The 20,909-nt window shown below is 71.8% G+C and carries 18 protein-coding genes and 4 pseudogenes; 12 read left to right on the plus strand and 10 right to left on the minus strand.

The features are described from left to right. Positions 1-68: 68 nt before the first annotated feature. From hydA to Q0994_RS30885, 5 genes are all read right to left on the minus strand, one after another. Positions 69-1,457, minus strand: a complete 1,389-nt coding sequence (hydA, locus tag Q0994_RS30865) for a dihydropyrimidinase (RefSeq protein ID WP_299541390.1) — start codon at positions 1,455-1,457, stop codon at positions 69-71. 115 nt (positions 1,458-1,572) lie between these two features. After that, a complete protein-coding gene (locus tag Q0994_RS30870) occupies positions 1,573-2,856 on the minus strand; it encodes an aspartate aminotransferase family protein (protein ID WP_299541392.1) in 1,284 nt (427 codons plus the stop codon). After that, on the minus strand, positions 2,853-3,695 hold the full coding sequence (locus Q0994_RS30875) for a nitrilase-related carbon-nitrogen hydrolase (protein WP_299541394.1): 843 nt from the start codon (positions 3,693-3,695) through the stop codon (positions 2,853-2,855). The genes Q0994_RS30870 and Q0994_RS30875 overlap by 4 nt, the downstream gene beginning before the upstream one ends. A gap of 227 nt (positions 3,696-3,922) precedes the next feature. Then, positions 3,923-5,401, minus strand: coding sequence for a hypothetical protein (locus Q0994_RS30880; protein ID WP_299541396.1), 1,479 nt, complete (start codon positions 5,399-5,401; stop codon positions 3,923-3,925). A gap of 182 nt (positions 5,402-5,583) precedes the next feature. Beyond that, on the minus strand, positions 5,584-5,964 hold the full coding sequence (locus Q0994_RS30885; RefSeq protein WP_299541398.1) for a PPOX class F420-dependent oxidoreductase: 381 nt from the start codon (positions 5,962-5,964) through the stop codon (positions 5,584-5,586). Positions 5,965-6,175: 211 nt separating this feature from the next. Between Q0994_RS30885 and Q0994_RS30890 the strand changes: the two genes are divergently transcribed. Beyond that, a complete protein-coding gene (locus Q0994_RS30890; protein ID WP_299541400.1) occupies positions 6,176-6,649 on the plus strand; it encodes a hypothetical protein in 474 nt (157 codons plus the stop codon). Between the two features lie 56 nt (positions 6,650-6,705). Beyond that, positions 6,706-7,291, plus strand: a pseudogene (locus tag Q0994_RS30895) (IS5 family transposase). A 15-nt stretch (positions 7,292-7,306) separates the two neighbouring features. On the opposite strand, the gene Q0994_RS30900 reads toward Q0994_RS30895, so the two are convergent. Beyond that, complete coding sequence (locus Q0994_RS30900; protein ID WP_299541402.1) at positions 7,307-7,621, minus strand: helix-turn-helix domain-containing protein; 315 nt, start codon at positions 7,619-7,621, stop codon at positions 7,307-7,309. A gap of 41 nt (positions 7,622-7,662) precedes the next feature. On the opposite strand from Q0994_RS30900, the gene map reads away from it, so the two are divergent. Continuing rightward, positions 7,663-8,430: a type I methionyl aminopeptidase gene (gene map / locus Q0994_RS30905; RefSeq protein ID WP_299541404.1), complete on the plus strand. Its 768-nt coding sequence runs from the start codon at positions 7,663-7,665 to the stop codon at positions 8,428-8,430. A gap of 175 nt (positions 8,431-8,605) precedes the next feature. Here map and ggt read toward each other — a convergent pair whose 3' ends face one another. Together ggt and Q0994_RS30915 are read right to left on the minus strand one after the other, a co-directional pair. Beyond that, entirely contained in the window at positions 8,606-10,423 is a 1,818-nt protein-coding gene (ggt, locus tag Q0994_RS30910) for a gamma-glutamyltransferase (protein WP_299541406.1), read from the minus strand. 372 nt (positions 10,424-10,795) lie between these two features. Next, positions 10,796-10,963 (minus strand): annotated as a pseudogene (locus tag Q0994_RS30915) (CocE/NonD family hydrolase); the annotation flags it as partial. Between Q0994_RS30915 and Q0994_RS30920 the strand changes: the two are divergent. The 7 genes and pseudogenes from Q0994_RS30920 to Q0994_RS30950 form a co-directional block, all read left to right on the plus strand. Next, the gene (locus Q0994_RS30920) at positions 10,958-11,389 is read left to right on the plus strand and encodes an IclR family transcriptional regulator C-terminal domain-containing protein (protein ID WP_299541408.1); all 432 of its coding nucleotides are present in this window, start codon (positions 10,958-10,960) and stop codon (positions 11,387-11,389) included. The pseudogene Q0994_RS30915 and the gene Q0994_RS30920 sit on opposite strands and share 6 nt — an antisense overlap. A 373-nt stretch (positions 11,390-11,762) precedes the next feature. Then, complete coding sequence (locus Q0994_RS30925) at positions 11,763-13,160, plus strand: nucleotide sugar dehydrogenase (RefSeq protein WP_299541410.1); 1,398 nt, start codon at positions 11,763-11,765, stop codon at positions 13,158-13,160. Then, positions 13,157-14,629: a glycosyltransferase gene (locus tag Q0994_RS30930; protein ID WP_299541412.1), complete on the plus strand. Its 1,473-nt coding sequence runs from the start codon at positions 13,157-13,159 to the stop codon at positions 14,627-14,629. The genes Q0994_RS30925 and Q0994_RS30930 overlap by 4 nt, the downstream gene beginning before the upstream one ends. A 100-nt stretch (positions 14,630-14,729) precedes the next feature. Then, positions 14,730-16,385, plus strand: a complete 1,656-nt coding sequence (locus tag Q0994_RS30935; RefSeq protein ID WP_299541414.1) for a polysaccharide deacetylase family protein — start codon at positions 14,730-14,732, stop codon at positions 16,383-16,385. Continuing rightward, positions 16,382-17,239, plus strand: a complete 858-nt coding sequence (locus tag Q0994_RS30940; RefSeq protein ID WP_299541416.1) for a hypothetical protein — start codon at positions 16,382-16,384, stop codon at positions 17,237-17,239. Before Q0994_RS30935 ends, Q0994_RS30940 begins: the two co-directional genes overlap by 4 nt. A gap of 192 nt (positions 17,240-17,431) precedes the next feature. Continuing rightward, entirely contained in the window at positions 17,432-18,175 is a 744-nt protein-coding gene (locus Q0994_RS30945) for a LamG-like jellyroll fold domain-containing protein (protein WP_299541418.1), read from the plus strand. Positions 18,176-18,373: 198 nt separating this feature from the next. Next, positions 18,374-18,691, plus strand: a pseudogene (locus tag Q0994_RS30950) (transposase family protein); the annotation flags it as partial. 13 nt (positions 18,692-18,704) lie between these two features. On the opposite strand, the gene Q0994_RS30955 reads toward Q0994_RS30950, so the two are convergent. Together Q0994_RS30955 and Q0994_RS30960 are read right to left on the minus strand one after the other, a co-directional pair. Next, entirely contained in the window at positions 18,705-19,568 is an 864-nt protein-coding gene (locus tag Q0994_RS30955) for a carbon-nitrogen hydrolase family protein (RefSeq protein WP_299541420.1), read from the minus strand. A 150-nt stretch (positions 19,569-19,718) separates the two neighbouring features. Beyond that, the gene (locus Q0994_RS30960; protein ID WP_299541422.1) at positions 19,719-19,904 is read right to left on the minus strand and encodes a hypothetical protein; all 186 of its coding nucleotides are present in this window, start codon (positions 19,902-19,904) and stop codon (positions 19,719-19,721) included. A 361-nt stretch (positions 19,905-20,265) separates the two neighbouring features. On the opposite strand from Q0994_RS30960, the pseudogene Q0994_RS30965 reads away from it, so the two are divergent. Both Q0994_RS30965 and Q0994_RS30970 read left to right on the plus strand, forming a co-directional pair. Continuing rightward, a pseudogene (locus Q0994_RS30965) lies at positions 20,266-20,352 on the plus strand (alpha/beta hydrolase); the annotation flags it as partial. 340 nt (positions 20,353-20,692) lie between these two features. Further along, a partial coding sequence (locus tag Q0994_RS30970) for a tectonin domain-containing protein (protein WP_363325591.1) occupies positions 20,693-20,909 on the plus strand: 217 nt, incomplete at its 3' end.

The raw sequence follows: 20,909 nt of genomic DNA on the forward strand, positions 1-20,909 counted from the left end.
CGCCGGGCGGGCCCCGGGCCAGGGTGCCGGGCGGAGCCGGACCGCGCGCGGCGCCCCTCCCCGCGCCCTCACACGTACTGGCACAACCCCCGCGGCACGTAGGCCCCGTGACCCGCGCGTCCGACGTACTCGCCGCCCTCGATGACCGGGACGCCGCGGGAGAGCACCGTCTCGACGCGGCCGGTGATCCGCTTGCCCTCGTAGGCCGAGTAGTCCACGTTCATGTGGTGGGTCGCCGCGGAGATCGTCTGCTCGGCCCGGGGGTCGTAGACGACGATGTCGGCGTCCGCGCCCGGTGCGATCGTCCCCTTCTTCGGGTACAGGCCGAACATCCGGGCCGGGGCGGCGCAGGCGATCTCGATCCAGCGGCGGCGCGAGATGTGCCCGTCCACCACGGCCTGGTGCAGCAGGTCCATACGGTTCTCGACGCCCGGCATGCCGTTGGGGATCTTCGAGAAGTCGCCGCGCCCCTTCTCCTTCTGGCCCGTGAAGCAGAACGGGCAGTGGTCGGTGGAGACGACCTGGAGATCGTCGTTGCGCAGGCCGCGCCAGAGGGCCTCCTGGTGCTCGCGCGGGCGCAACGGGGTCGAGCAGACGTACTTGGCGCCCTCGAAGTCCGGTTCGGCGAGGTTGTCGGTGGAGAGGTAGAGGTACTGCGGGCAGGTCTCGCCGAAGACCGGAAGTCCCTTGTGGCGGGCGGCCGCCAGCTCCTCGACGGCCTCGTCGGCCGAGACGTGCACGACGTACAGCGGCGCGCCCGCGACCCGGGCGAGCTGGATCGCCCGGTGGGTGGCCTCGGCCTCCAGGGCGACCTTGCGGACGTCGCCGTGGTGGCGCGGGTCGGTCCGGCCGGCCGCGAGCGCCTGCTCGACGAGTACGTCGATGGCGATGCCGTTCTCGGCATGCATCATGATCAACCCGCCGTTGCCCGCGGCCTGTTGCATGGCCCGCAGGATCTGGCCGTCGTCGCTGTAGAAGACGCCGGGATAGGCCATGAAGAGTTTGAACGAGGTCACCCCCTCGCTCACCAGCCGGTCCATCTCCTTCAGCGTCCCGGCGTTCACGTCGGAGACGATCATGTGGAAGGCGTAGTCGACGGCGCAGTTGCCGTCGGCCTTGGCGTACCAGGCGTCGAGCCCTTCTCGCAGAGCACCCCCGACGCTCTGGATCGCGAAGTCCACGATGGTGGTGGTGCCGCCCCAGGCGGCGGCGCGGGTCCCCGTCTCGAAGGTGTCGGCGGCGTAGGTGCCGCCGAACGGCATCTCCATGTGGGTGTGCGCGTCGACGCCCCCGGGGACGACGTACTTCCCCGTCGCGTCGATGGTCCGGTCGGCGGTCCAGCCGTGACTGCCCGGGGTCGCCAGGGCGACGACCCGGCCCTCGTCGACGAGCACGTCCACATGGAGTTCGTCGGACGCGGTGATGACCAGCCCACCGGTGATCAGAGTGCGTGCCACAGCTCTCCTCCCTTCGCTTCGATACGTGTTCTCGTGCTCCGCTCGTCCACCGGTCGCGCGCGGGCGGCCCCGCGGCGGGGCGGGACCGGCCCCGCCGCACCGGAAGGCGCGCCCGTCACCCCGCCGCGCGGAGCGCCTCGCCCAGCACGGCCGCGCCCTCCTCGGCCTCCGCGACGGTGAGCGACATGGGCGGGGCGATCCTGAGCACGCTGGTGTCGTGGCCGCCGCCCTTGCCGATGAGCAGGCCGCCCGCGCGGGCTGCCTCCAGCACGGCGGCCGCGGCCTCGGGGTGGGCCTCGTCGGTACCGGGCTTCACCAGTTCGATGCCGATCATGAGACCCCGCCCCCGCACCTCGCGCACGGCGTCCGAGCGTGCCCCGAGGGCCCGCAGCCGCTCGATGAGCAGTCCGCCGACCCGGCGGGCGTTGCCCTGGAGATCGTGGTCCAGGAGGTACGTGAGGTTGGCCAGGCCCGCCGCCATGGTGACCGGTGAACCGCCGAACGTGGAGATGGAGTTGGCGTCGAGGCAGTTCATCACCTCGGCGCGCGCGACGACTCCGCCGATGGACATGCCGTTGCCGATGCCCTTGGCGAAGGTGAGGATGTCCGGCGGGCCGTTCTTCGCGTGCGCCTGCCAGCCCCAGAAGTGGTCGCCGGTCCGGCCCCAGCCGGTCTGGACCTCGTCGGAGATCCACAGGACGCCGTGCCGGTCGAGGACCTCGCGGAAGGCGGCGTACAGCCCGTCGGGCGGGGAGGTGAACCCGCCCACGCCCTGGATCGGTTCGGCGATGAGGGCGGCCGGCCCTCTGGAGTGGCCGAGCAGGTCTTCCAAGTCGGCCACGCACGCCTTGACGAACTCGGGATCGCTCAGCTCCGCGTAGGGCCCGCGTCCCCGCACCGCGCCGTGCACGTACAGCGTCTGGAGGGGCGAGAGGCCGGTGGGCGACCAGCCCCGGTTGCCGGTGACGGACACGGTGGAGAACGAGCGGCCGTGGTAGCTGTTGCGCATCGCGAGGATCTGGTGGGAACCCCGGTACGCGGTGGCCAGCAGCAGGGCCGTGTCGTTGGCCTCGGTGCCCGAGGTGGTGAAGAAGACGCGCGCGTCGGGGATGCCGGAGAGCGTGGCGACGCGCTCGGCGAGGTCCACCATCGGGCGGTTGAGGTAGAGCGTGGACGAGTGGATGATGCGCGCCGCCTGCTCGCTGACCGCCTTGGTCACCTCCGGCAGCGCGTGCGCCGTCATGGTGGTGAGGATGCCGCCGAAGAAGTCCAGGTAGCTGTTGCCGTCGCTGTCCCAGACGTGGCGCCCCTCGCCGTGGGTGAGTTCGAGCGGCCGGTCGTAGTAGAGCGCCAGCCAGTCGGGGCTGACGGCACGGTGTCGGTCGTACAGCCCGGTCACGGCTCCACCAGCCCGTCGTAGGCGTCGGGGCGGCGGTCGCGGTAGAACGCCCACTGGTTGCGGACCTCTTCGATGAGCCCGAAGTCGAGGTCGCGGACCAGGAGTTCCTCCTCCTTGTCGCCGGCGACCTCGCCGACGAACTGGCCGCGCGGGTCGACGAAGTAGCTCGTGCCGTAGAAGTCGTTGTCGCCGTACTCCTCGCGGCCGACCCGGTTGATCGCGGCGACGAAGTACTCGTTGGCGACGGCGGAGGCGGGCTGTTCGAGCTGCCAGAGGTGGCTGGAGAGACCGCGCGAGGTGGCCGACGGGTTGTATACCAGTTGGGCTCCGTTGAGGCCCAGTTGGCGCCATCCCTCGGGGAAGTGCCGGTCGTAGCAGATGTAGACGCCGACCTTGCCGACGGCGGTGTCGAAGACCGGCCAGCCGGCGTTGCCGGGCTTGAAGTAGTACTTCTCCCAGAACCCCTTGACCTGCGGGATGTGGTGCTTGCGGTATTTGCCGAGGTAGGAGCCGTCCGCGTCGATGACGGCGGCGGTGTTGTAGTAGAAGCCGGACTGCTCGATCTCGAAGACGGGGACGACGATCACCATGCCGGTCTCGCGTGCGAGGTCGCGCATCCGGCTGACGGTCGGTCCGTCCGGGACCGCCTCGGCCCAGCGGTAGTGCTCCGGTTCCTGCACCTGGCAGAAGTAGGGGGCGTTGAACACCTCCTGGAACCCGATGATCTTCGCCCCCTGCCGGGCGGCTTCCCGCGCGTGCTCCTCGTGTTTCGCGATCATGGACTCGGTGTCGCCGGTCCAGGTCGCCTGCACGAGGGCGGCGCGTACGACATGGGACATGAGCTGCTCCTTCGACACGGCGTGGAAGAGCCCCTCCCGTTCTACGCACGTAGAACAGTGGGTAGTACGAGAACGTAGGCCCGCTCGCACGGCGGGGCAAGACCATCGCCGTGAACCGGCCGAGTCGATCACGTTTCGCACCCGAGCGGTCCACGCCACGGCGCGAGCGCCTCCAGGAACACCCGGGGCGGGGGTCCTCGTTCGCCCGCACGGGCGCTCCCCGCCCCCTACACCCCCGCGATCCCCGCCATCCGCAGCGCGTGCACCAGGTCCCATTCGCGGGCGGGCGACACCTTGCGTGCGGCGGCGAGCAGTTGGGGGACGAGACGGCCGGGCCCCGACTCCGCGATGCGGGCGGCGTCCTCGGGTGTGCGGGCGCGGACGAACGCGCCGAGCAGTTCTTCGGCCTCGTCCTCCCGGCCCGCGTCGTCCAGTGCCACCACCGCGTCCGCGATCTCGTCGGCGGGACGCGCCACGCCCTGCCGGAGCAGCAGCAGGCAGTCCTCGGTGCGGCCGGCTGCGGCGAGCGCGTCGACGGCCGCGGCGAAGCCGGCGGGCGGCAGCGACGAGACCTCCCACAGCAAGGTGGTCCAGTCCGCGCCGAGCCCCGCCAGGTGCAGGGCGACGGCGAACACGGGCAACCGGTCGGCGGGCCAGGCGGCTGCCTGGCACAGGACCACGTGCGCCTCGCCGCTGCGGCCCTCGGCCCGCATCCGGAGCAGTAACGCGACGGCGTCGGCGGCGGCCCGCACCGCCTCGGGGTCGGCCGCCGCCGGGGCGGGGGCCGGTTCCTCCGACGGCTGGGGCGCGCGCGGCGTCCCGCCGAAGAAGCGGGCGCCGCGTGGCGCGGCGGCGGATGCGGCGGGCGGCGGCAGCACGGGGACGACGGAAGGGGCTTCGACGACCTCCTCCTCGATGTCGAGTCCGGCGAAGCGGGCCCCGCGGGGCTTCCTGCGCACCGGTCGCGGCTCCGGCGCGGGCGGCTCCGGCGCCGGTTCCGGCCGCGCGGCGCGGCCCGGTGCGATTCCCCACCCGGGTTCCGGCTCGGACCCGCGCCCCGGCTCCGCCTCCGGCGCGCGCCGGGGACCCGGCACCGCCACGGTCCGGGCGCCGGGCCCGGGGCCGGCGCCCGTGCCCGTACCTGGTGCGGGCCCGGCACCGGAAGCTGCCGGTCCGTGTGCCTCCGGCGACGGCTCCTCCTCCGCGCGGAACCAGCCCTTGGGCACCGTCACCGCGGCGAGGCGGCTGCGGAGTTCGGCGCAGCGGGCCGAGGCCCGCCGGTGGTCGTCGCGGGCCCATGCCTGCGCGTCCCGGTCGGGGTCGGGTGTGCCGCCCGGTCCGGCGGCGCGCAGCCGGCGGGCGGCGTTCTCCTGCTCCCGCTGCATCAGTTCGAGTCGACGCAGCAGTTCCTGACGGCCGCCGGGGCGACGGTCGTTGGCCGCCGCCGAGGCGGCGTAGAGGCGGGCGGCGCGGACCGACTCCCGGGCGGCGTACTCGGCGCCCCAGGCGGCCGCCACGTCCTGGAGGAGCGATTCGACCACGTCCCACGGCGGTATCTCCACGCCGTCCAGACAGGCCCGCATTCCGTCGGGGTCCCGCTGCGCGAAGACCCCGTACCAACCGCGCCCGGGATCCAGCCCGTCCACCAGCTCCCTGAGGAATCGGGCGAACTCGCCTACGTCGGCCACATGTTGGTACACCGTCATCGCCGCCCTCGTCGGCCCTCGGCTGGACCCTTCCAGTCAGCAGGCATTCGACCGCAGGCGTGTTACGGGACGGCTACGCCCTCTTTTCGGCCTCGGTCCGGCGGTAGCCCGTCGTGCGCCCCGCACGCCCCCGGCGCACGGGGCGGAGCGCGACGGAACAGGGCGTACCGGGCCGTAAGGCGTCAGAAGGTGACGGCGATGCCGGTGTGCGGGCGCTTGCCGAGGCGGAACGCGGTGGCGGGCACGTCGACCAGCCAGAACTTCCAGGTGTACTTGCGGGCCAGCACCTTGCGCACCCGCTTCATGTCCGTGCCCTCGATCAGCCGGGCCTCACCCTCGGCGGTGGGCGCGCCCTCCGCGATCCGGCCCCGGACGTCGCAGACCGTGACGCGGACCCGGGTGTCCCGGCGCAGTCGCTTCACCTTCCACGAGTCGGAGCGCGTCCAGACATAGAGCACCTCTCCGTCCGCCGCCGCCCACACGGGCGTGGCGACGGGGGTGCCGTCCTTGCGGTAGGTGGTCAGGCTGACGTACTCGCTGCGGGCGAAGTCCTGGAAGGTCACGGGCGTGACCCTACGCGGCGCGCCGCGGCCTCCGGTACCCGGCGGGACCCTTGCACACGGCCCCCGCCCGGCACCCCCGGACGTACGGCGCCGGAACCCGCGCCCCCGGAGGCCGCGCCAGGACTTGTCCGGGCGATCTCTGAGGCCAACGGCGCCCCACACCCGTGAATCTCGTTGTCGAAGGTCTCGTCGAGTGATGTAGAAGGGCGGCATGGACACCGCCGTACTTGAGCAGATGCTGGACGAGACCTTCGATCACGCTGTCGTGCACCACGGATACACCAACTACATGCGCGACTACGAGGTCATCGTCTACGCGACGGCTGATCCCAGTACCGGCATCGTGCCGTCCCACCTGCGGTATCTCTTCCGGTACTGCGTCGAGGCCCGGTGTGAGACCTCGGTGCCGACGGAGACCTGGCGGGTCTCCTTGGACGACCGGCTCATCGACCACGAGTCCGGTGTCGACCTCGACGGATACGTCTGGGGCGTGAAGTGGCACGCCCTGTACCCGGGAGCCAAACTCCTTCCTGAGTCCGAGGCGACCCACCGCTGGTCGAAGGCTCTCGGAATCGATTTTCACGAGGTGCGCATGGAAACCAACGCGCACAAGGTGACCTTGCTCTTCTCGGACCTTCGGGTGAGCGAGGTCCCGGTCGGATACGCACCATTCGTCACAGAGTAGGGGTCAGGACTCGTGTGATCTTGTGACTGCCGTCTGTCCGGGTCGTTCTTCCGGTCATGGGGCGGGGTGGTCCGAGTGATGCTGAGCGGGAGCGGCTGCGGCCGTTCCTGCCGGTCGGCAACAGGCGTTGTGGCCGGTGGCGGGACCACCGGCAGGTGATCGAGGGGATTCTGCACCGCGTGCGGACCGGCGTGCAGTGGCGTGACCTGCCCGAACGGTTCGGGCCTTGAAAGACTGTTCATGAACGGCACCGGCTGTGGTCAGCCGACGGACGTGGGAGCGTCTGCTCCAGCAGGTCCAGGCCGAGGCCGACGCCGCAGGCGAGATCGACTGGGACGTTTCCGTCGCCTCCACCATCGTGCGGGCGCATCAGCACGCCGCGGGCGCCCGTACCGACCCATGGCCTGCCCCCAAGCCATCCCGGAGAAGACCGACAGCCAGGCCGCCCGACTCCGCAAAGGCTCACACGGCGGCCGGCCGGCCGGCTTCGACGAAGAGCGGTACAAGAAACGCAACACCGTCGAACGGGCCATCAGCCGGCTCAAGCAGCACCGAGCGGTGGCCACCCGCTACGGCAAGCACCGGTACGTCTGCCTCGGAACCGCAACCGTCGCAGCCCTCACGATCTGGCTCCGCACGTGATCGCCCGGACAAGTCCTAGGCGATCAGCGGCACCACGACCGCGTCCCGGCCGTCCGGGACGGCGTGCCCGCCGGCCTCCGCCAGGGGCTCGGGGCCGCACCGGGCGAGGATCTCGTCCATGGACAGGCCGAGGGCGGCGGCCAGGGCGGCGACCGTGAAGAAGGCGGGGGTCGGGGCCCGCCCGGTCTCGATCTTGCGGAGGGTCTCGGCGGAGATCCCGGCCCGCGCGGCGATGTCGGTCATGGGGCGTCCACCCCGCGCCTCGCGCAGCAGGCGGCCGAGCCGTTCGCCGCGACGGCGCTCTTCGGGGGTGAGAGGGGTGCGAACCATGCCGTCATTCTAATACCGCTTGGACCGGTATAGTAATTGGCATGGTGACGTTGAAGACGGACGCTCAAATGGCGTTCATGCGAGAGTCGGGACGGGTGGTCGCCCGCATGCTGACCGCCGTGCGGGAGGCCGCGAAGGTGGGCGTGAGCCTGCGGGAGCTGGACGCGGTGGCCAGGGAGGTGCTGCGGGAGGCGGGCGCCGGTTCGCCGTTCCTGAACTACCGCCCGCACTTCGCGCCGACCCCGTTCCCGGGCGTCATCTGCGCGTCGGTGAACGACGCGATCGTGCACGGCATCCCGACCGACCTCCGGCTGCGCGACGGCGACCTGGTCAGCATCGACGGGGGCGCCCTGCTGGACGGCTGGGCCGGGGACTCCGCGATCAGCTTCACCGTCGGCCGGGCCCGCCCCGCCGACACCCTGCTGGTCGACACCGCCTTCACCGCTCTGGAGGCCGGCATCGCGGCGGCCCGGGTCGGCAACCGCATCGGCGACATCGCGCACGCCATCGGCACGGTCTGCCGCACCGCCGGATACGGCATCCCGGACGGTTTCGGGGGCCACGGCATCGGCCGGTCGATGCACGAGGACCCGGGCGTCCCGAACGAGGGGCGGGCGGGGCGCGGCATGCTGCTGCGGCACGGCATGGTGCTCGCGATCGAGCCCATGCTGATCGGCGGCGGCGAGGACGGTTACCACGCCGACGCCGACGGCTGGACCCTGCGGACCGACGACGGCAGCCGCGCCGCGCACGCCGAGCACACGGTGGCCATCACCGACGACGGCCCCCGCGTCCTCACCGCCCTCTGAGCCGCACGGCACCCGTCCCGCACCGGACTCCCGCCGGACCCGCACCGGCCCCGGCCGGTCGTGGACAGGGCCGCGTCAGGGGCCGCGTCACACCCCGCGTCGAAGGCCGCGGGGCCGGTACGGCGCGATGGCTTCGCACCGTACCGGCCCCGCGGCCAGGTGGGTTCCGTGCGGCTCAGGACCTGCCGCCCGGACGCACCACCATCGCCGAGCCCCCGCCGCGGCGCGTCTTCTCCGCCGCCGCGAGCCACCGCCCGTCGGGCAGTCGCTGGATCCCGGTGGCGGCGCCGATCTCGGGGTTCAGCCTGAAGGCGTGCCCGAGCGCTTCGAGCGGGGCCCGCAGCGGGCCGTCCCAGAGACCGGGCTCGATCTCGGTGGTCGCCGCGTTGCGCTGGCTGGCGCGGGGCGCGGCGATGGCGTCGACGAGCGGCAGCCCCCGGTCGAGGTGGCCGGTGAGGGTCTGCAGGACGGTGGTGATGATCGTGGCGCCGCCCGGCGAGCCGAGCGCGACGACCGGCTTGCCGTGGCGGTCGAGCACGATGGTGGGCGAGATGGACGAGCGCGGCCGCTTCCCGGGGCCCGGCAGGTTCGGGTCGTGCACCGCGGCGTTGGCCGGGGCGAAGGAGAAGTCGGTCAGCTCGTTGTTGAGCAGGAAGCCGCGGTTCGGCACCGTGATGCCGCTGCCGCCGGTCGACTCGATGGTGAGGGTGTAGGCGACGACGTTGCCCCACTTGTCGGCGGTCGTCAGGTGGGTGGTGTTCTCGCCCTCGAACGTCGTCGGGGCGGCCTGCCCCCCGCGGGCGCAGGCCGTCGGGCGGCGCGGGTCGCCGGGCGGCAGCGGGCTGGTGAGCACCGCGTCGTCCTTGATCAGGCAGGCGCGGGAGTCCGCGAACCGCTGGCTGAGCAGCCCCGCGGTCGGCACGTCCTCGAACGCCGGGTCGCCGACCCAGCGCCCCCGGTCGGCGAAGGCGATGCGGCTGGCCTCGATCAGCCGGTGCAGGTACGGGACGTCGCCGGCCTTCGACAGGTCGGTGGACTCCAGGATGTTGAGCGCCTCGCCGACGCTGGTGCCGCCGGACGACGAGGGCGCCATCCCGTAGACGTCCAGACCCCGGTAGCCGACCTTGGTGGGGGCGCGGTGCAGTGCGCGGTACCCCTTCAGGTCCTTCGCCGTCAGGTCGCCGGGACGGGCCACCCGGCCCGAGGCGGGGTCGACGGGCGGGTTGCGGACGGTGCGGACGATGTCGTCCGCGAGCTTGCCCCGGTACAGCGCGCCGACGCCGTCGCGCCCCAGTTCCTGGTACGTACGGGCCAGGTCGGGATTCTTGAACACCGAGCCGGTGACGGGGAGTTGCCCGTCGGGGAGGAACAGTTCGGCGGAGGCCGGGAAGTCGGCGAACCGGGCCTGGTTGGACGCGGTCTGGGAGCGGAAGGTGTCGTCGACGACGAACCCGTCGCGGGCCAGTTCCTCGGCCGGACGCAGCACCGTGCGCAGGGACTTGCTGCCCCACGTGGACAGCGCCTCGTCCCAGGTGGCGGGGGTGCCGGGGGTGCCGACGCCCAGTCCGCTGGTGACGGCGTCCGCGAAGGGCAGCGGCTTGCCGTCCTCCAGGAAGAGGGAGGAGTCGGCGCTGCGCGGCGCGGTCTCCCGTCCGTCGATCGTCCGCACCGTGCGGGACTTCGCGTCGTAGTACACGAAGTACCCGCCGCCCCCGATGCCCGCGGAGTACGGCTCGGTGACGCCCAGCGCGGCGGCCGTGGCGACCGCGGCGTCCACGGCGTTGCCGCCCGCGCGCAGCACCTCGATGCCGGCCGCGGAGGCGTCCGCGTCGACGCTGGCGACCGCTCCGCCCCAGCCGGCCGCCACCGGCGTCTTGGCCGGCGGATCGACGCGGGGTGCGGTCGTGGCGCCGGGCGGCGCGGCGGCGGACATCGACACGACCACGGCGAGTACCGCTAAAGCGGTGACGTTCCGCCCGAAAGGACGACGCATGCGTACCTCCAGTTGACGCTCGTCCGCGCAGGGTATCCCCGCCCCGCCCGCATCGTCAGGACCGCGACACCCCTGCGTCGCGGAGTACACCTCACGACCTTGGCACGCAGGCCGGTCATCCGTAGCGACTCCCGCTTTCTCCGCAGGCTCGATCTCCTTGACATTCCGCTGCGCAACTTCCGCAGGGCGTTCCAGCATCCGCAGGCGCGGGTCTGCCTCCGCAGCCTCCTTCTGCCACGCCTTCGCCTCCAGGCGCTACTCTCCAGAGCTGTCGGAGCTGCGGCGTGACCGGCCCTGCGCCTGGTCGAACAGCCCGAACACTTCTGGCTGCAACTGGGCACGGCCCAGGGGGTCTTCCGCTTCCCACGCCAAGATCGCCCTGAGGCTCGGTGGGCGCTCGGCCGCCGCCAGTACCTGCATCGAGCCGAAGGAGGAGATGCCGATCATGCCGACGTTGCCGTCGCACCACGGCTGGGCCGCGACCCATCCGACGAAGTCGTACGCGTCCTGTCCGAGCGGGACGCCCCCGGCGTTGTGGTCGACCGCCCCGCAGACCGCCCGCACCTCGCGCGGCTCCGCTCCGAGCTGGGCCTCGTCCGCCGCAACGGCTTCGCCGTCAAGCAGGAACGCTCCGAGCGCGGGCCCGTCGCGGTCGGCGTACCGGTGCGCGACCGGGACGGAGCGGCGGTAGCGGGCCTGTCGGTCTCGATGCCCAGCGTGCGCTACGACCCGCAGGGAGGCCGGGGCTCGAAGACGGACACGGGCCGACGCTGGAGGACGAAGTGTACGGAGCACCCCCGCATCGGTGGGCGGGACTTGATGGCGTTGGCGAGGGCGGCGGGGGCCGGCGGAATGCCCCCGCGTCGGCGAGGAGGGCGACCGCCGACCGCCCGCGGCCCCAGTCGTTGTAGAAGCGCTCGACACCGTCACGCTGGTGCGGAGAGGCATGGCGAACCTCTGCCCTGATCCGTGGCGATCAGCCCGGGCCAGATGTGGCAGGGCCGACTGCAGAGCACAGAACTCTTCCGGCGGGCCCGGCCGCGGTATCAGGGCTCGGCCCACGCTGCTTCTCGTCCTCCCCTTGTTCCGTTTTTCACAGGGACACGGGGCCCGCGTCCCGGCGGCCCGCACGTCACCCCGGGGCGCCTCGTGCGGCACCCACAGGGAAATGTCCGGGGCACTCGGCCACGCAGGGGAGTTTTCCCCCGTGCGCTAGGCCATCGGAAGGTGGCACGCCGCGCCTCGGGCGGCATCGCCGACGTGACCGTGCACGATCCCTTCCTGTCAGAAGCAGGCGGTCCTCTGTCGTCTCGCGGCACTCACACTTCAGGAAACACACATGGAATCCGCGCCTGCCCCCTCACCGCAGGGTGCGCCCGGCGGAACCGTCGTCGGCGCACGCCCACCGGGCGCCCCCGCCATGCCCGCCCAGGCGGACGGCTCCGAGCTCCGGCTCTCCGAGGGACCGGGCTCGCCCGACGGCCTCGCGGGGCAGACCGTTGCTGTGGTCGGGCTCGGCTATGTGGGCCTGCCCACCGCTCTCGCACTGCATGAGGCGGGGGCTGTCGTCGTCGGCGTCGACGTCAGCTCCCCGCGGCTGCGGGCCATCCGCTCCTGCCAGGTGGACCTGCTGCCCCAGCAACTGGCGCATTTGGCGGCCGCGGCGGGGGACCGCGGCTTCCGGCTGACGGACGATCCGGCGGCCGTCGCGGCGGCGGACACCGTCGTCGTCTGCGTGCCGACACCGGTGGACCGCCATCAGGTTCCCGATCTCGGCATGCTCTCGGCTGCCTGCGCCTCGGTGGTGCGGCACGCTCGGGCCGGCCAGTTGATCGTCCTCACGTCCACCAGCTACGTCGGCACCACCCGGGACCTGCTGACCGGGCCCCTCACGGAACGGGGGCTGACGGTCGGCTCCGACGTGTTCGTCGCGTTCGCCCCGGAGCGCATCGACCCGGGCAACCCGTCCCACGGGCAGGAACGGACGCCACGCGTGGTCGGCGGCGCCGACCCGCGCAGCACCGAGCTGGCGGCCGCCTTCCTGTCCGCGACGGCCCCGTCCGTCCACCGGGTGGACACACCCGAAGCGGCCGAAATGGCGAAGCTCTGGGAGAACACCTTCCGGGCCGTGAACATCGCCCTCGCCAACGAACTCTCCGACAACTGCCACGCACTCGGAGTGGACCCGCGTTCCGTCATCGAGGCCGCCGCCACCAAGCCGTTCGGCTTCATGCCCTTCTACCCGGGGCCGGGCGTGGGCGGACATTGCATCCCGTGCGACCCGCACTACCTCTTGTGGCAACTGCGTTCCGTCCAGGCTGACTCGCCCGTGGTCGGCACCGCCATGCGGGCCATCGCGCGACGTCCCGGCGCCGTGGTGCGCCGGGCCGTCGACCGGCTCGCGGAAGAGGGGGTCCCCGTCTCGGGGGCGAAGGTCCTGATCGTGGGCATCGCCTACAAGGAGGGAGTGGCGGACCTGCGGGAGAGCCCGGCGCTGGAGATCCACGAGCGGCTCGCCGCCGCCGGAGCCCGCGTCGCGTACGCGGACCCGCTGGTCCCGGCGGCCCTCATCGGCGGGACCCTCGTCGCCGGCGTCACCGACCCCGCCGCCGCGGACTGGGACCTCGTGGTGATCCACACCGTGCACCGGGAGACCGACCTGAGCTGGCTGGACGCCGGGACGGCCGTGCTCGACATCGGCCACCGGCTGCCCGCGCCCCCGAGGGCGCACCGGTGACGGCCGCCGACACGGCCGCCCGCTCCGCGCGAGCCCCCGCCGTCCTGGCCCCGGGCCTGCGGAGCCGGGCGGCGGGTCTGCGCGACCGCGCCGACCCGGCCGTCAGGCACGGCGTGCGGCGGCTCCTGGTACTTCTGTGCCTGTCGCCGCTCCTGCTCGTCCTGGCCGGTGCCACGCTGCGCCTCACCGAGCCCTCTCTCACGCTGATCTACGGATGCGTCGTCCTGGCGGGCACGATCGCCGTGTTCCACATCGCCTACACCCGGTACCGGGACCCGTCGGAGAGTGCCGTGCCCGTGCCCCGGCGCCTGCGGGACGCCGGCTTCCCCCCGCTGCCCCCCGCGCCCTCCGTGACCTTCCTGCTGGCGGTGCGGGACGAGGCCGACGGCATCGAGGCGTGCGTGCGGTCCATGGTCTCCTCGGACTGCCAGGACGTCCGGGTCACGGTCGTCGACGACCACTCCGGCGACGGTACGGGGGACGTGCTGCGCCGGCTCCGCGACGAACTGGGCATCACCGTCATCCATCTCGACGAGAACGTCGGCAAGAAGCACGCCCTGGTCACCGCCTGCGCCGGCGCGGACACCGACATCGTCGCGTTCACCGACTCCGACTGCGTCCTCGCCCCCGACGCGCTGGGGCGCTGCGTCCAGGCCCTCGTACGCAACCCCGCGCTCGGTGCCGTCAGCGGCCACTGCCGCGCACTCAACGCATCCGCCAACCTCCTCACCCGGGTCCAGGACACCTGGTACGAGGGCCAGTTCCGCGTCGCCAAGGCGGCCGAGGCATCCTTCGGATCGGTGTCCTGCGTCTCCGGTCCGCTGGCGGTGTTCCGCCGCGACGCCGTCTACAACTACCTTCCCGCCTGGGCCGACGACCGCTTCATGGGGGCGCCCTTCAAGTTCGCGACGGACCGCCAACTGACCGGATACGTTCTCGGGCAGGTGTGGAAGGGCCGCTCGCTGAAGGCCCGCTACGCCGACTCCCCCTTCCTCACCGACGAGGACTTTCCCGAACGCCCCTGGCAGGTCGGATACGTACGCTCCGCCAAGGTCTGGACCGACGTACCCGCACGGCTGGGACCGCTGCTGCGCCAGCAGGTCCGTTGGAAGAAGAGCTTCATCCGCAACCTCTTCTTCACCGGCGGATTCATGTGGCGACGCGGCGCCGGTCCCGCCGCGCTCTTCTACGGACATGTGCTCTGGGTGCTCGCCGCTCCCGTCCTCGCCTGTACCCACCTCCTCTGGGCGCCGGCACACGGCACCCTGCTCCTGACCGGCCTGTACCTCCTCGGGGTGCTCCTCAAGGGCTGCGCCTGGGCCGTCGCCTACCGGATCGACCACCCCGGCGACCCCCGCTGGCGCTACCGCCCGCTCATGAGCGTGTTCTCCGCCGTCGTCCTGGCATGGCTGCTGCCGTACTCGCTGCTGACGGTACGCAAGGGCGTCTGGTCGAGGGGGACGTCGTGACCGGGATCCTGCGGCGTGTGCTCGCGGCGGCCGGCGGCGCCCTTTTCCCGATCATCGTCGCCGTCGTGTACGTCCTCGTACTCTTCCGGGGGAAACTTCCATGACCTCGACCGCGCACACCCCACCGCAGCGGTCCGCGCCGCACCCCGGCGCCCACCGGGCCGGGGCGCGGGCCGCCCGGGCCCTGCTGGGAGCACTCGCCGTCGTGGTGGTCGCCGTGCCGTTCCAGGCGGCCTGGAGCTATGACGCCCACCGCCGTGCCGTCACCGCGCAGCAGGTTCCGCCCGGCCCGTCCGACGCGGCGATGGCCACACCGCGCGCGGGCGCGCCGACCGAAACGCGCACCGTGGCGCACCACGCCCCCGTGGTGCTGGCCTACCACGACGTCGGCCGGGGCAGCCGCAGCCGGTACACGGTCACCCCGCAGGCGTTCGAGGACCAACTCGCCACGCTCGCGCGCGCCGGCTACCGCAGTCTGGACAGCGCGGAGTTCCTCGACTTCCTCAGAAGTGGCAGCACGCCCGCGCCCCGCACCGTCTTCCTCACCTTCGACGACGGGGCGCACGGCCTGTGGGTGCACGCCGACCGCATCCTGGCCAAGTACCGCATGAAGGCCGCCGCCTTCCTGATCACCGGTCACGTCTCCCGGCACCGCCCGTACTACCTCTCCTGGGAGGAGATCGCACGGATGGAGGCGTCCGGCCGCTGGGACTTCGAGAACCACACCCACGACCTTCACCACCGTGCCGCCGTGGACCGGTCGGGCCGTCGCGCACCAGCACTGAGCAACCCGCTCTGGCTGCCGCACGAGAGCCGGGCGGAAACACCCGCCGAGTTCCGCGCACGGGTCAGCGGGGACCTGGACCTCTCCCTGCGCACCTTCGCGCGGCACGGACTGCCACGGCCCCACCTGTTCGCCTACCCGTTCTCCGAAGCGTCCGACGCCGCGGCCCGCCCCGGCGCCCCGGGAGCGGACGGCACCGCGCAGTCGGTCGACGGGCTCCTCACCGACCTGCTGCGCACCCGCTTCCGCGTCCGGCTCACCAACAGCTCCGAACGGCCGCTGCCCGCCGGCCGGAGGGCCGCGACCGCGGGGCAGGTGCAGCGCCTGGAGGTGACGCGTGCGACGAGTACCGCGGACCTGCTCGCAGGACTCGCGCGCTTCACGACGTCGGCCCCCTCCGCGAGCCCTCATCCGCTGGAGCAGCCGTCCCTGTGGAGACGGACGGACCGCGGCGGGCACACCGGACTCGGGGCGCTCACCGGCCGGGGTCCCTACCCCGGCCGCACCGGCTACGCCTCCGCCGCACACATGCCCCTCGCCTCCGCCGACTGGACCGGCTACACCGTCACCACTACGGTCGACCGGCTCAGCGAATCCCGGAACAACATCGGCCTCGTGGTCCGCGACCACAGCCGGGAGCCCGTCTCCGTCGCACTGAGCGACAGCTTCGTGCGCGTCCTGGTGGGCATCGGCGACGGCCGCCGGGAGATCGCCCGCCGCGCCCTGGTCAGCGGCCCGTGCCACCGGCTGTCGGTCACCGTGGAAGCGGACCGCACGGTCGTCCTCGTCGACGGAACGGTCCGCATCGAACGCAGGAGCCCCCGATCGGCGACGGCAGGAAACGCCACCGGCGGCATCGCCTTCAGCACCCGCAACGGTGACCCGGCCTCGTCCTACCCGCGCTTCACCTCGATGACCGTCACCCCTCTGCCCGGCCACCCCGGCACGCCCCGCGCGGACGCAGCCCGATGAGGCGGGCAGACGGCAGCCCGGGACCGTCCCGGCGCATTGCCCTGGGCGCCGTCCTGGCCGCCGCGGCCGTCGCCGGTACGCCGACCCCGCTCGCCGGTGGCCCGGAGCGGGAGGAGCCACGCCCGGACGGCAAAGCGGCACCGCCGCGACGGCATGCGTCCCGCCTCCTCGCGGCCCACGGCAGGCCCCCCTTTTACGCCGCCTTCCCCCTCGACGGCCTGGTCACCAACGAATACGCCTTCCGCCACCCCGACACGCCGGACGCCCGCCTCCACGAGGACTGGACGGTCACCAGCGGTTCCCTTTTCGCCCACCGGGGCGCCGGGTGGAGCGGGATCCCCGACGGCCTGTCACCCGACCCGGCGTCCCGGCTCGCCACCGGATCCGCCGTACTCCGCGTGGTGACGTCCCGCACGGACTTCGTCGACGTCACCGCCGGCGGCCTGTTCGCGCTGCGACCTCCCGGCAGCACCCCGCGGACGCCCGCCACCGAGTGGGACGGCGGCCACCTCTGGCTCCGCTACCGGAGCCCGCAGGAGCTGTACTCTTTCAGCTTCAGCCGCCGCGACGGCACCGTCGCCATCAAACGCAAGGCACCCCCCGCCGGAACGGACGAGGGCGTCTACACCACGCTCGCCCAGACCGTTCTCCCGTTCCGGTACGGAGCATGGCACCACGTCACGGCACGAGCGAAGAACACGGCTTCCCGTTCAGTCCGGCTGCACCTCCAGGTCGCGGGCCGGCTGGTACTCGAGGCCGAGGACACCGCACCGGGCAGCCTCACCGGCCCCGGCGCGGCCGGCGTCCGCGGAGACAACACGGAGTTGTTCTTCCGGACGCTCACCGTCATGTGACGGACAGCAGCGGCAGAACCTCCCCACCGCGTTCTTCCGTCGGCTCACTCGGGTTCTCCGCACGCCCCCCGGCCGCGCCCGTGAGGCTGGTTCACCACCTGTCGTCCTCTCACGCCCTCGACCCGACACGGCGCTGCCCCTACCTTCGACTGACGGGCAGTCACGTCGGCCCCAACCCCCTGAGAGGCAAAAATGAGCGCGTACGACACAGCCGTCGAAGCCGAAGACCCCGCGCTCTACCTGCGACTCGGCGGAGCGGGCACGGAACTGTCGCCGGGTGGATTACGGGCTGTGTTCCACGGCGCACCGTCCCACAGCCATCTACCCAACGGCGATCCCGCGTCGCTTTTCGACGGGACCCCCGGCCAGTACGTCGAAGTCCCCGACGACAGGTCTTTGTCCGTACCGAACACGGGTGCGCTCACCGTCGAAGCGTGGTTCCGTCCCGACACTCTCGTCTTCCCCGCGACCGAGGGCACCGGGTACGTGCACTGGCTCGGCAAGGTCACCTATGCCACGGTGAACCAGTGCGAATGGACGGCGCGCATCTATTCGGCCGCCAACACCGAAGGCCGGGCCAATCGCGTCTCCGGGTACGCCTTCAACCCTCCAGGGGGCCTGGGCGCCGGCTCCTACTTCCAGGACACCCTGCATCCAGGGGAGTGGATCCACTACGCACTCGTGATCAACACCGCCCCGGACGGGCCCTCTTACCCCACCGGCTACACCAAGATCTATCGCGACGGCCGGTTGAGGGACCAAGACGCCCTCGCCGACTACTCCATCGTTCCCCAGGACACCACCTCCCCGGTACGCATCGGCTCGACCAGCCTCAGGTCGTTCTTCCTCGGCGCGATCGGAAAGGTCGCCATCTACCCCCGCGAGCTGACCGCCGAGCGCCTCAACGCGCACCACGCCGTGATGACCACCCGCTGAAATCGTTTCCGCACTGCGCGCTCGGTGAGCCTCTTCGGGTCGGCCATCGCTCGGGTGATGGGCCGTGAAGCGCAACGAGCGAGGCCCCCCGGCTGTTGCCGGAGATGTCCGACGTCTCCATCACGTTGCTCGGGGGCATCGTCGGTGATCCAACCTGCCGCACTCGACCTGCCGCATGCACTCGTGGAACGGGTGACCATGCTGATCGTCACTCGTGAGGGCGACCGGCGCCGCAAGCTCCGCCCGTCACAGCGCGCGACGGTGGCACTGGTGTACCTGCGCGAACACACCACTCCGGCGAAGATCGCTGCCGGTCCGGGATCAGCGAGTCCACCGCACATGCCTGCACCTCCGCGGTCGTGGACCGGGAAGACCCGCGACCGAGCCCTGGCCGCAGCACGCGCACCCGCCGAACGCGGCGTCGCCCGCCTGAAGTCCTGGCGCGTCTTCCGCTTGTCCCGCTACAGCCCCAACCGCATGACGTCCATCGTCAAGGCCATCCTCACCCTGGAGCGAACGCTGAGGCACATCAGCCGAGCCGGTGCCAGGCGCGCGCATAGGCGGTCGTATCCCGCACGTCTCGCAGCATCGGTTCCGAATCGCGGATTGCAAGCAGTGCCTTCGGATGGAGGTCGGCGGTGATCAACTCCGGCTGATCCGCACCGGCTTCGGCCAGGGGCCGCCCGTCCGGGCCCCAGATGGTGCTGGAGCCGCAGGCGTCCCAGCCCCCTGTCGTGCCGATGTGATTGGCCAGCACGACATAGCAGGTGTTGTCCAAGGCCCGTGCAGGAAACCATGTGCGCAACTCGTGGTGGCCGTTGCCGACGCCGAACAGAGCGCCGACGAGGTAAGCGTGACAGCCGTCCAGCGCTGCCGCACGGGCATGCTCGGGAAAGCCGGAGTCGTAGCAGATACCCAGTCCCAGCCGCCAGCCATCGAGCTGGAGCGTGCACCCGGCCGTGCCTTCGCGGTAGATCTCGCGTTCCGACTTGAACAGGTTCTGCTTGTCGTAGCGGGCGATCAGCTCCCCGTTCGTGCCGATGACCAGTGCCGAGATGTACAGGTCACCTTGATCGTGGACAGCAGCACCGACAACGGCAACCGTGCCGGTCTCACGGCAGGCTTCGGCGATGGGATCCAACCGCGGGTCGCCGACCCTCACAGCGCACCTGTGCGGGTCGGCCCGGATGAGATCGGGCTCGTACCCGCTGAGGAACTTCTCCGGGAAGACCACGAGCCGGGCCTCGGCCCGTCCAGCCTCACGAACCATGGTCGCCGCGGCGACCGCATTCGCCTCGATGTCCCCGGCCTCTGCCTGCGCCTGCGCGGCAGCTATACGTATCGGACGCGAGGGAAGCGGATGGACCTGACGCTGACCTGCTTGTTCTGTCACGGTCCCTCAGCCTACTGCCCTCCTTCGCCCACCCGTCCACGCCCTTGACGACCTGGTCGACGCCGCCGGCGTCCTGCCGGCCGTTGGACCCGGGGTGATGCTCGGGGCAGCGACCTGGGCACGTAGGCAGCGGCGTGATGCCCCCGGCGGTCAGCTCCCGCCGGTCGCGTTCCTCCCCTCCACGCCGGATCCGTCGGAGAAGGGGAAGGCGAAGGCGAACGGGCGCGGGCGTGGCAGGCCGTGGTCGGCGAAGGTGCGCAGCGAGAGGTCCAGGTCCTCGCCGACCCGCTCGCGGTACTCGGTGCGCGACTCCGTGCGGCCCTGTCCGGCAGCCACAGCCGGTTGTTGAGCGCCGGCGGCCCGGCTTGGTCGGTGCCCATGGCCTCGGGCGCGCCGGGTGGATCTTCCTGTGCGGTGACGGCCCGGCGGTGGGCGTCGTAGCTCCGGGCAGCGTGGAAAGGCACGGCGAGGAGTACGAGAGCCAACAGCTCCTCACTTGAGTACTCCTGAGCCGGCACGGATTCCATGGCGTTCCCGCGACGGATGAGTGCGGCGAGGCAACGGCCTGCCGCCTCTGTCCACCGACAGGAACCGAGCGTGCACGGCCTCACCGGCATCACCGCCTGGTGCGATACGCCACCACCGAGGCGTATCGCACCAGGGAAAACTCCCCACCCGGCCCACAAGGGCTCGCCTTCGCATCGAGTCCGCCATCCTGCTCTCCGCGGCCCCGCCGCTGATGCTGAAGACCGCGGTCAACCCGGAGGGTGTGCCGCAGAGCGTCATCCGAAAAGGCCGTCGCGCGCACCCCGGATGCGTTGCGGAGAGCTAGGTGTCACTGCGCGCATCTCCGGTGAGAACGGGGCGGGGAAGGGCGGTGCACCTCTCTTCTCTCTTCCGCACATACCGTGCCGCTGTGTCGATCCCCCTGAGGTGGGACGGCGCATCCAGTCAAAGTGCCGGCATTCCGCTCTCCGCTTCCCTGGGCGGGCTGGGAATGATAAGCCTCAAACGTTCATTTTCAGATCATTTTGTTTGATGAATCCTGGGATCGGGCCATTTGTTGGGCCCTAGTGTCGGGCCGAGCAGTTCAAGAACGGCACGACGAGGGGAACAGGGTCGACATGGCTCATTGGAAGAAGATCGCGGGCGGCCTGACGGGGGTCTCGGCGGGGTCGCGGTCCAACGTCTGGGGCGTCAACGCGAATGCCCAGATCTACCGGTTCACCAACGACGACGCCACGCCCTGGCACGGCGTCCCCGGTGGCCTGACCGACATCAGCGCCGCGGCCGACGGAACCGTCTGGGGCGTCAACGCCAACGCCGAGATCTACCGCTACA

It is taken from the genome of uncultured Streptomyces sp., assembly GCF_947488945.1.
GTDB lineage: Bacteria > Actinomycetota > Actinomycetes > Streptomycetales > Streptomycetaceae > Streptomyces.

Bases quoted from the DNA above. Each gene is read 5' to 3' on its own strand.
- Q0994_RS30940 (WP_299541416.1), top strand. From the start codon at position 16,382: ATGAGGCGGGCAGACGGCAGCCCGGGACCGTCCCGGCGCATTGCCCTG.
- Q0994_RS30890 (WP_299541400.1), top strand. From the start codon at position 6,176: ATGGACACCGCCGTACTTGAGCAGATGCTGGACGAGACCTTCGATCAC.
- Q0994_RS30925 (WP_299541410.1), top strand. From the start codon at position 11,763: ATGGAATCCGCGCCTGCCCCCTCACCGCAGGGTGCGCCCGGCGGAACC.
- Q0994_RS30875 (WP_299541394.1), bottom strand. From the start codon at position 3,695: ATGTCCCATGTCGTACGCGCCGCCCTCGTGCAGGCGACCTGGACCGGC.
- Q0994_RS30880 (WP_299541396.1), bottom strand. From the start codon at position 5,401: ATGACGGTGTACCAACATGTGGCCGACGTAGGCGAGTTCGCCCGATTC.
- map (WP_299541404.1), top strand. From the start codon at position 7,663: ATGGTGACGTTGAAGACGGACGCTCAAATGGCGTTCATGCGAGAGTCG.
- Q0994_RS30945 (WP_299541418.1), top strand. From the start codon at position 17,432: ATGAGCGCGTACGACACAGCCGTCGAAGCCGAAGACCCCGCGCTCTAC.
- Q0994_RS30935 (WP_299541414.1), top strand. From the start codon at position 14,730: ATGACCTCGACCGCGCACACCCCACCGCAGCGGTCCGCGCCGCACCCC.
- Q0994_RS30900 (WP_299541402.1), bottom strand. From the start codon at position 7,621: ATGGTTCGCACCCCTCTCACCCCCGAAGAGCGCCGTCGCGGCGAACGG.
- ggt (WP_299541406.1), bottom strand. From the start codon at position 10,423: ATGCGTCGTCCTTTCGGGCGGAACGTCACCGCTTTAGCGGTACTCGCC.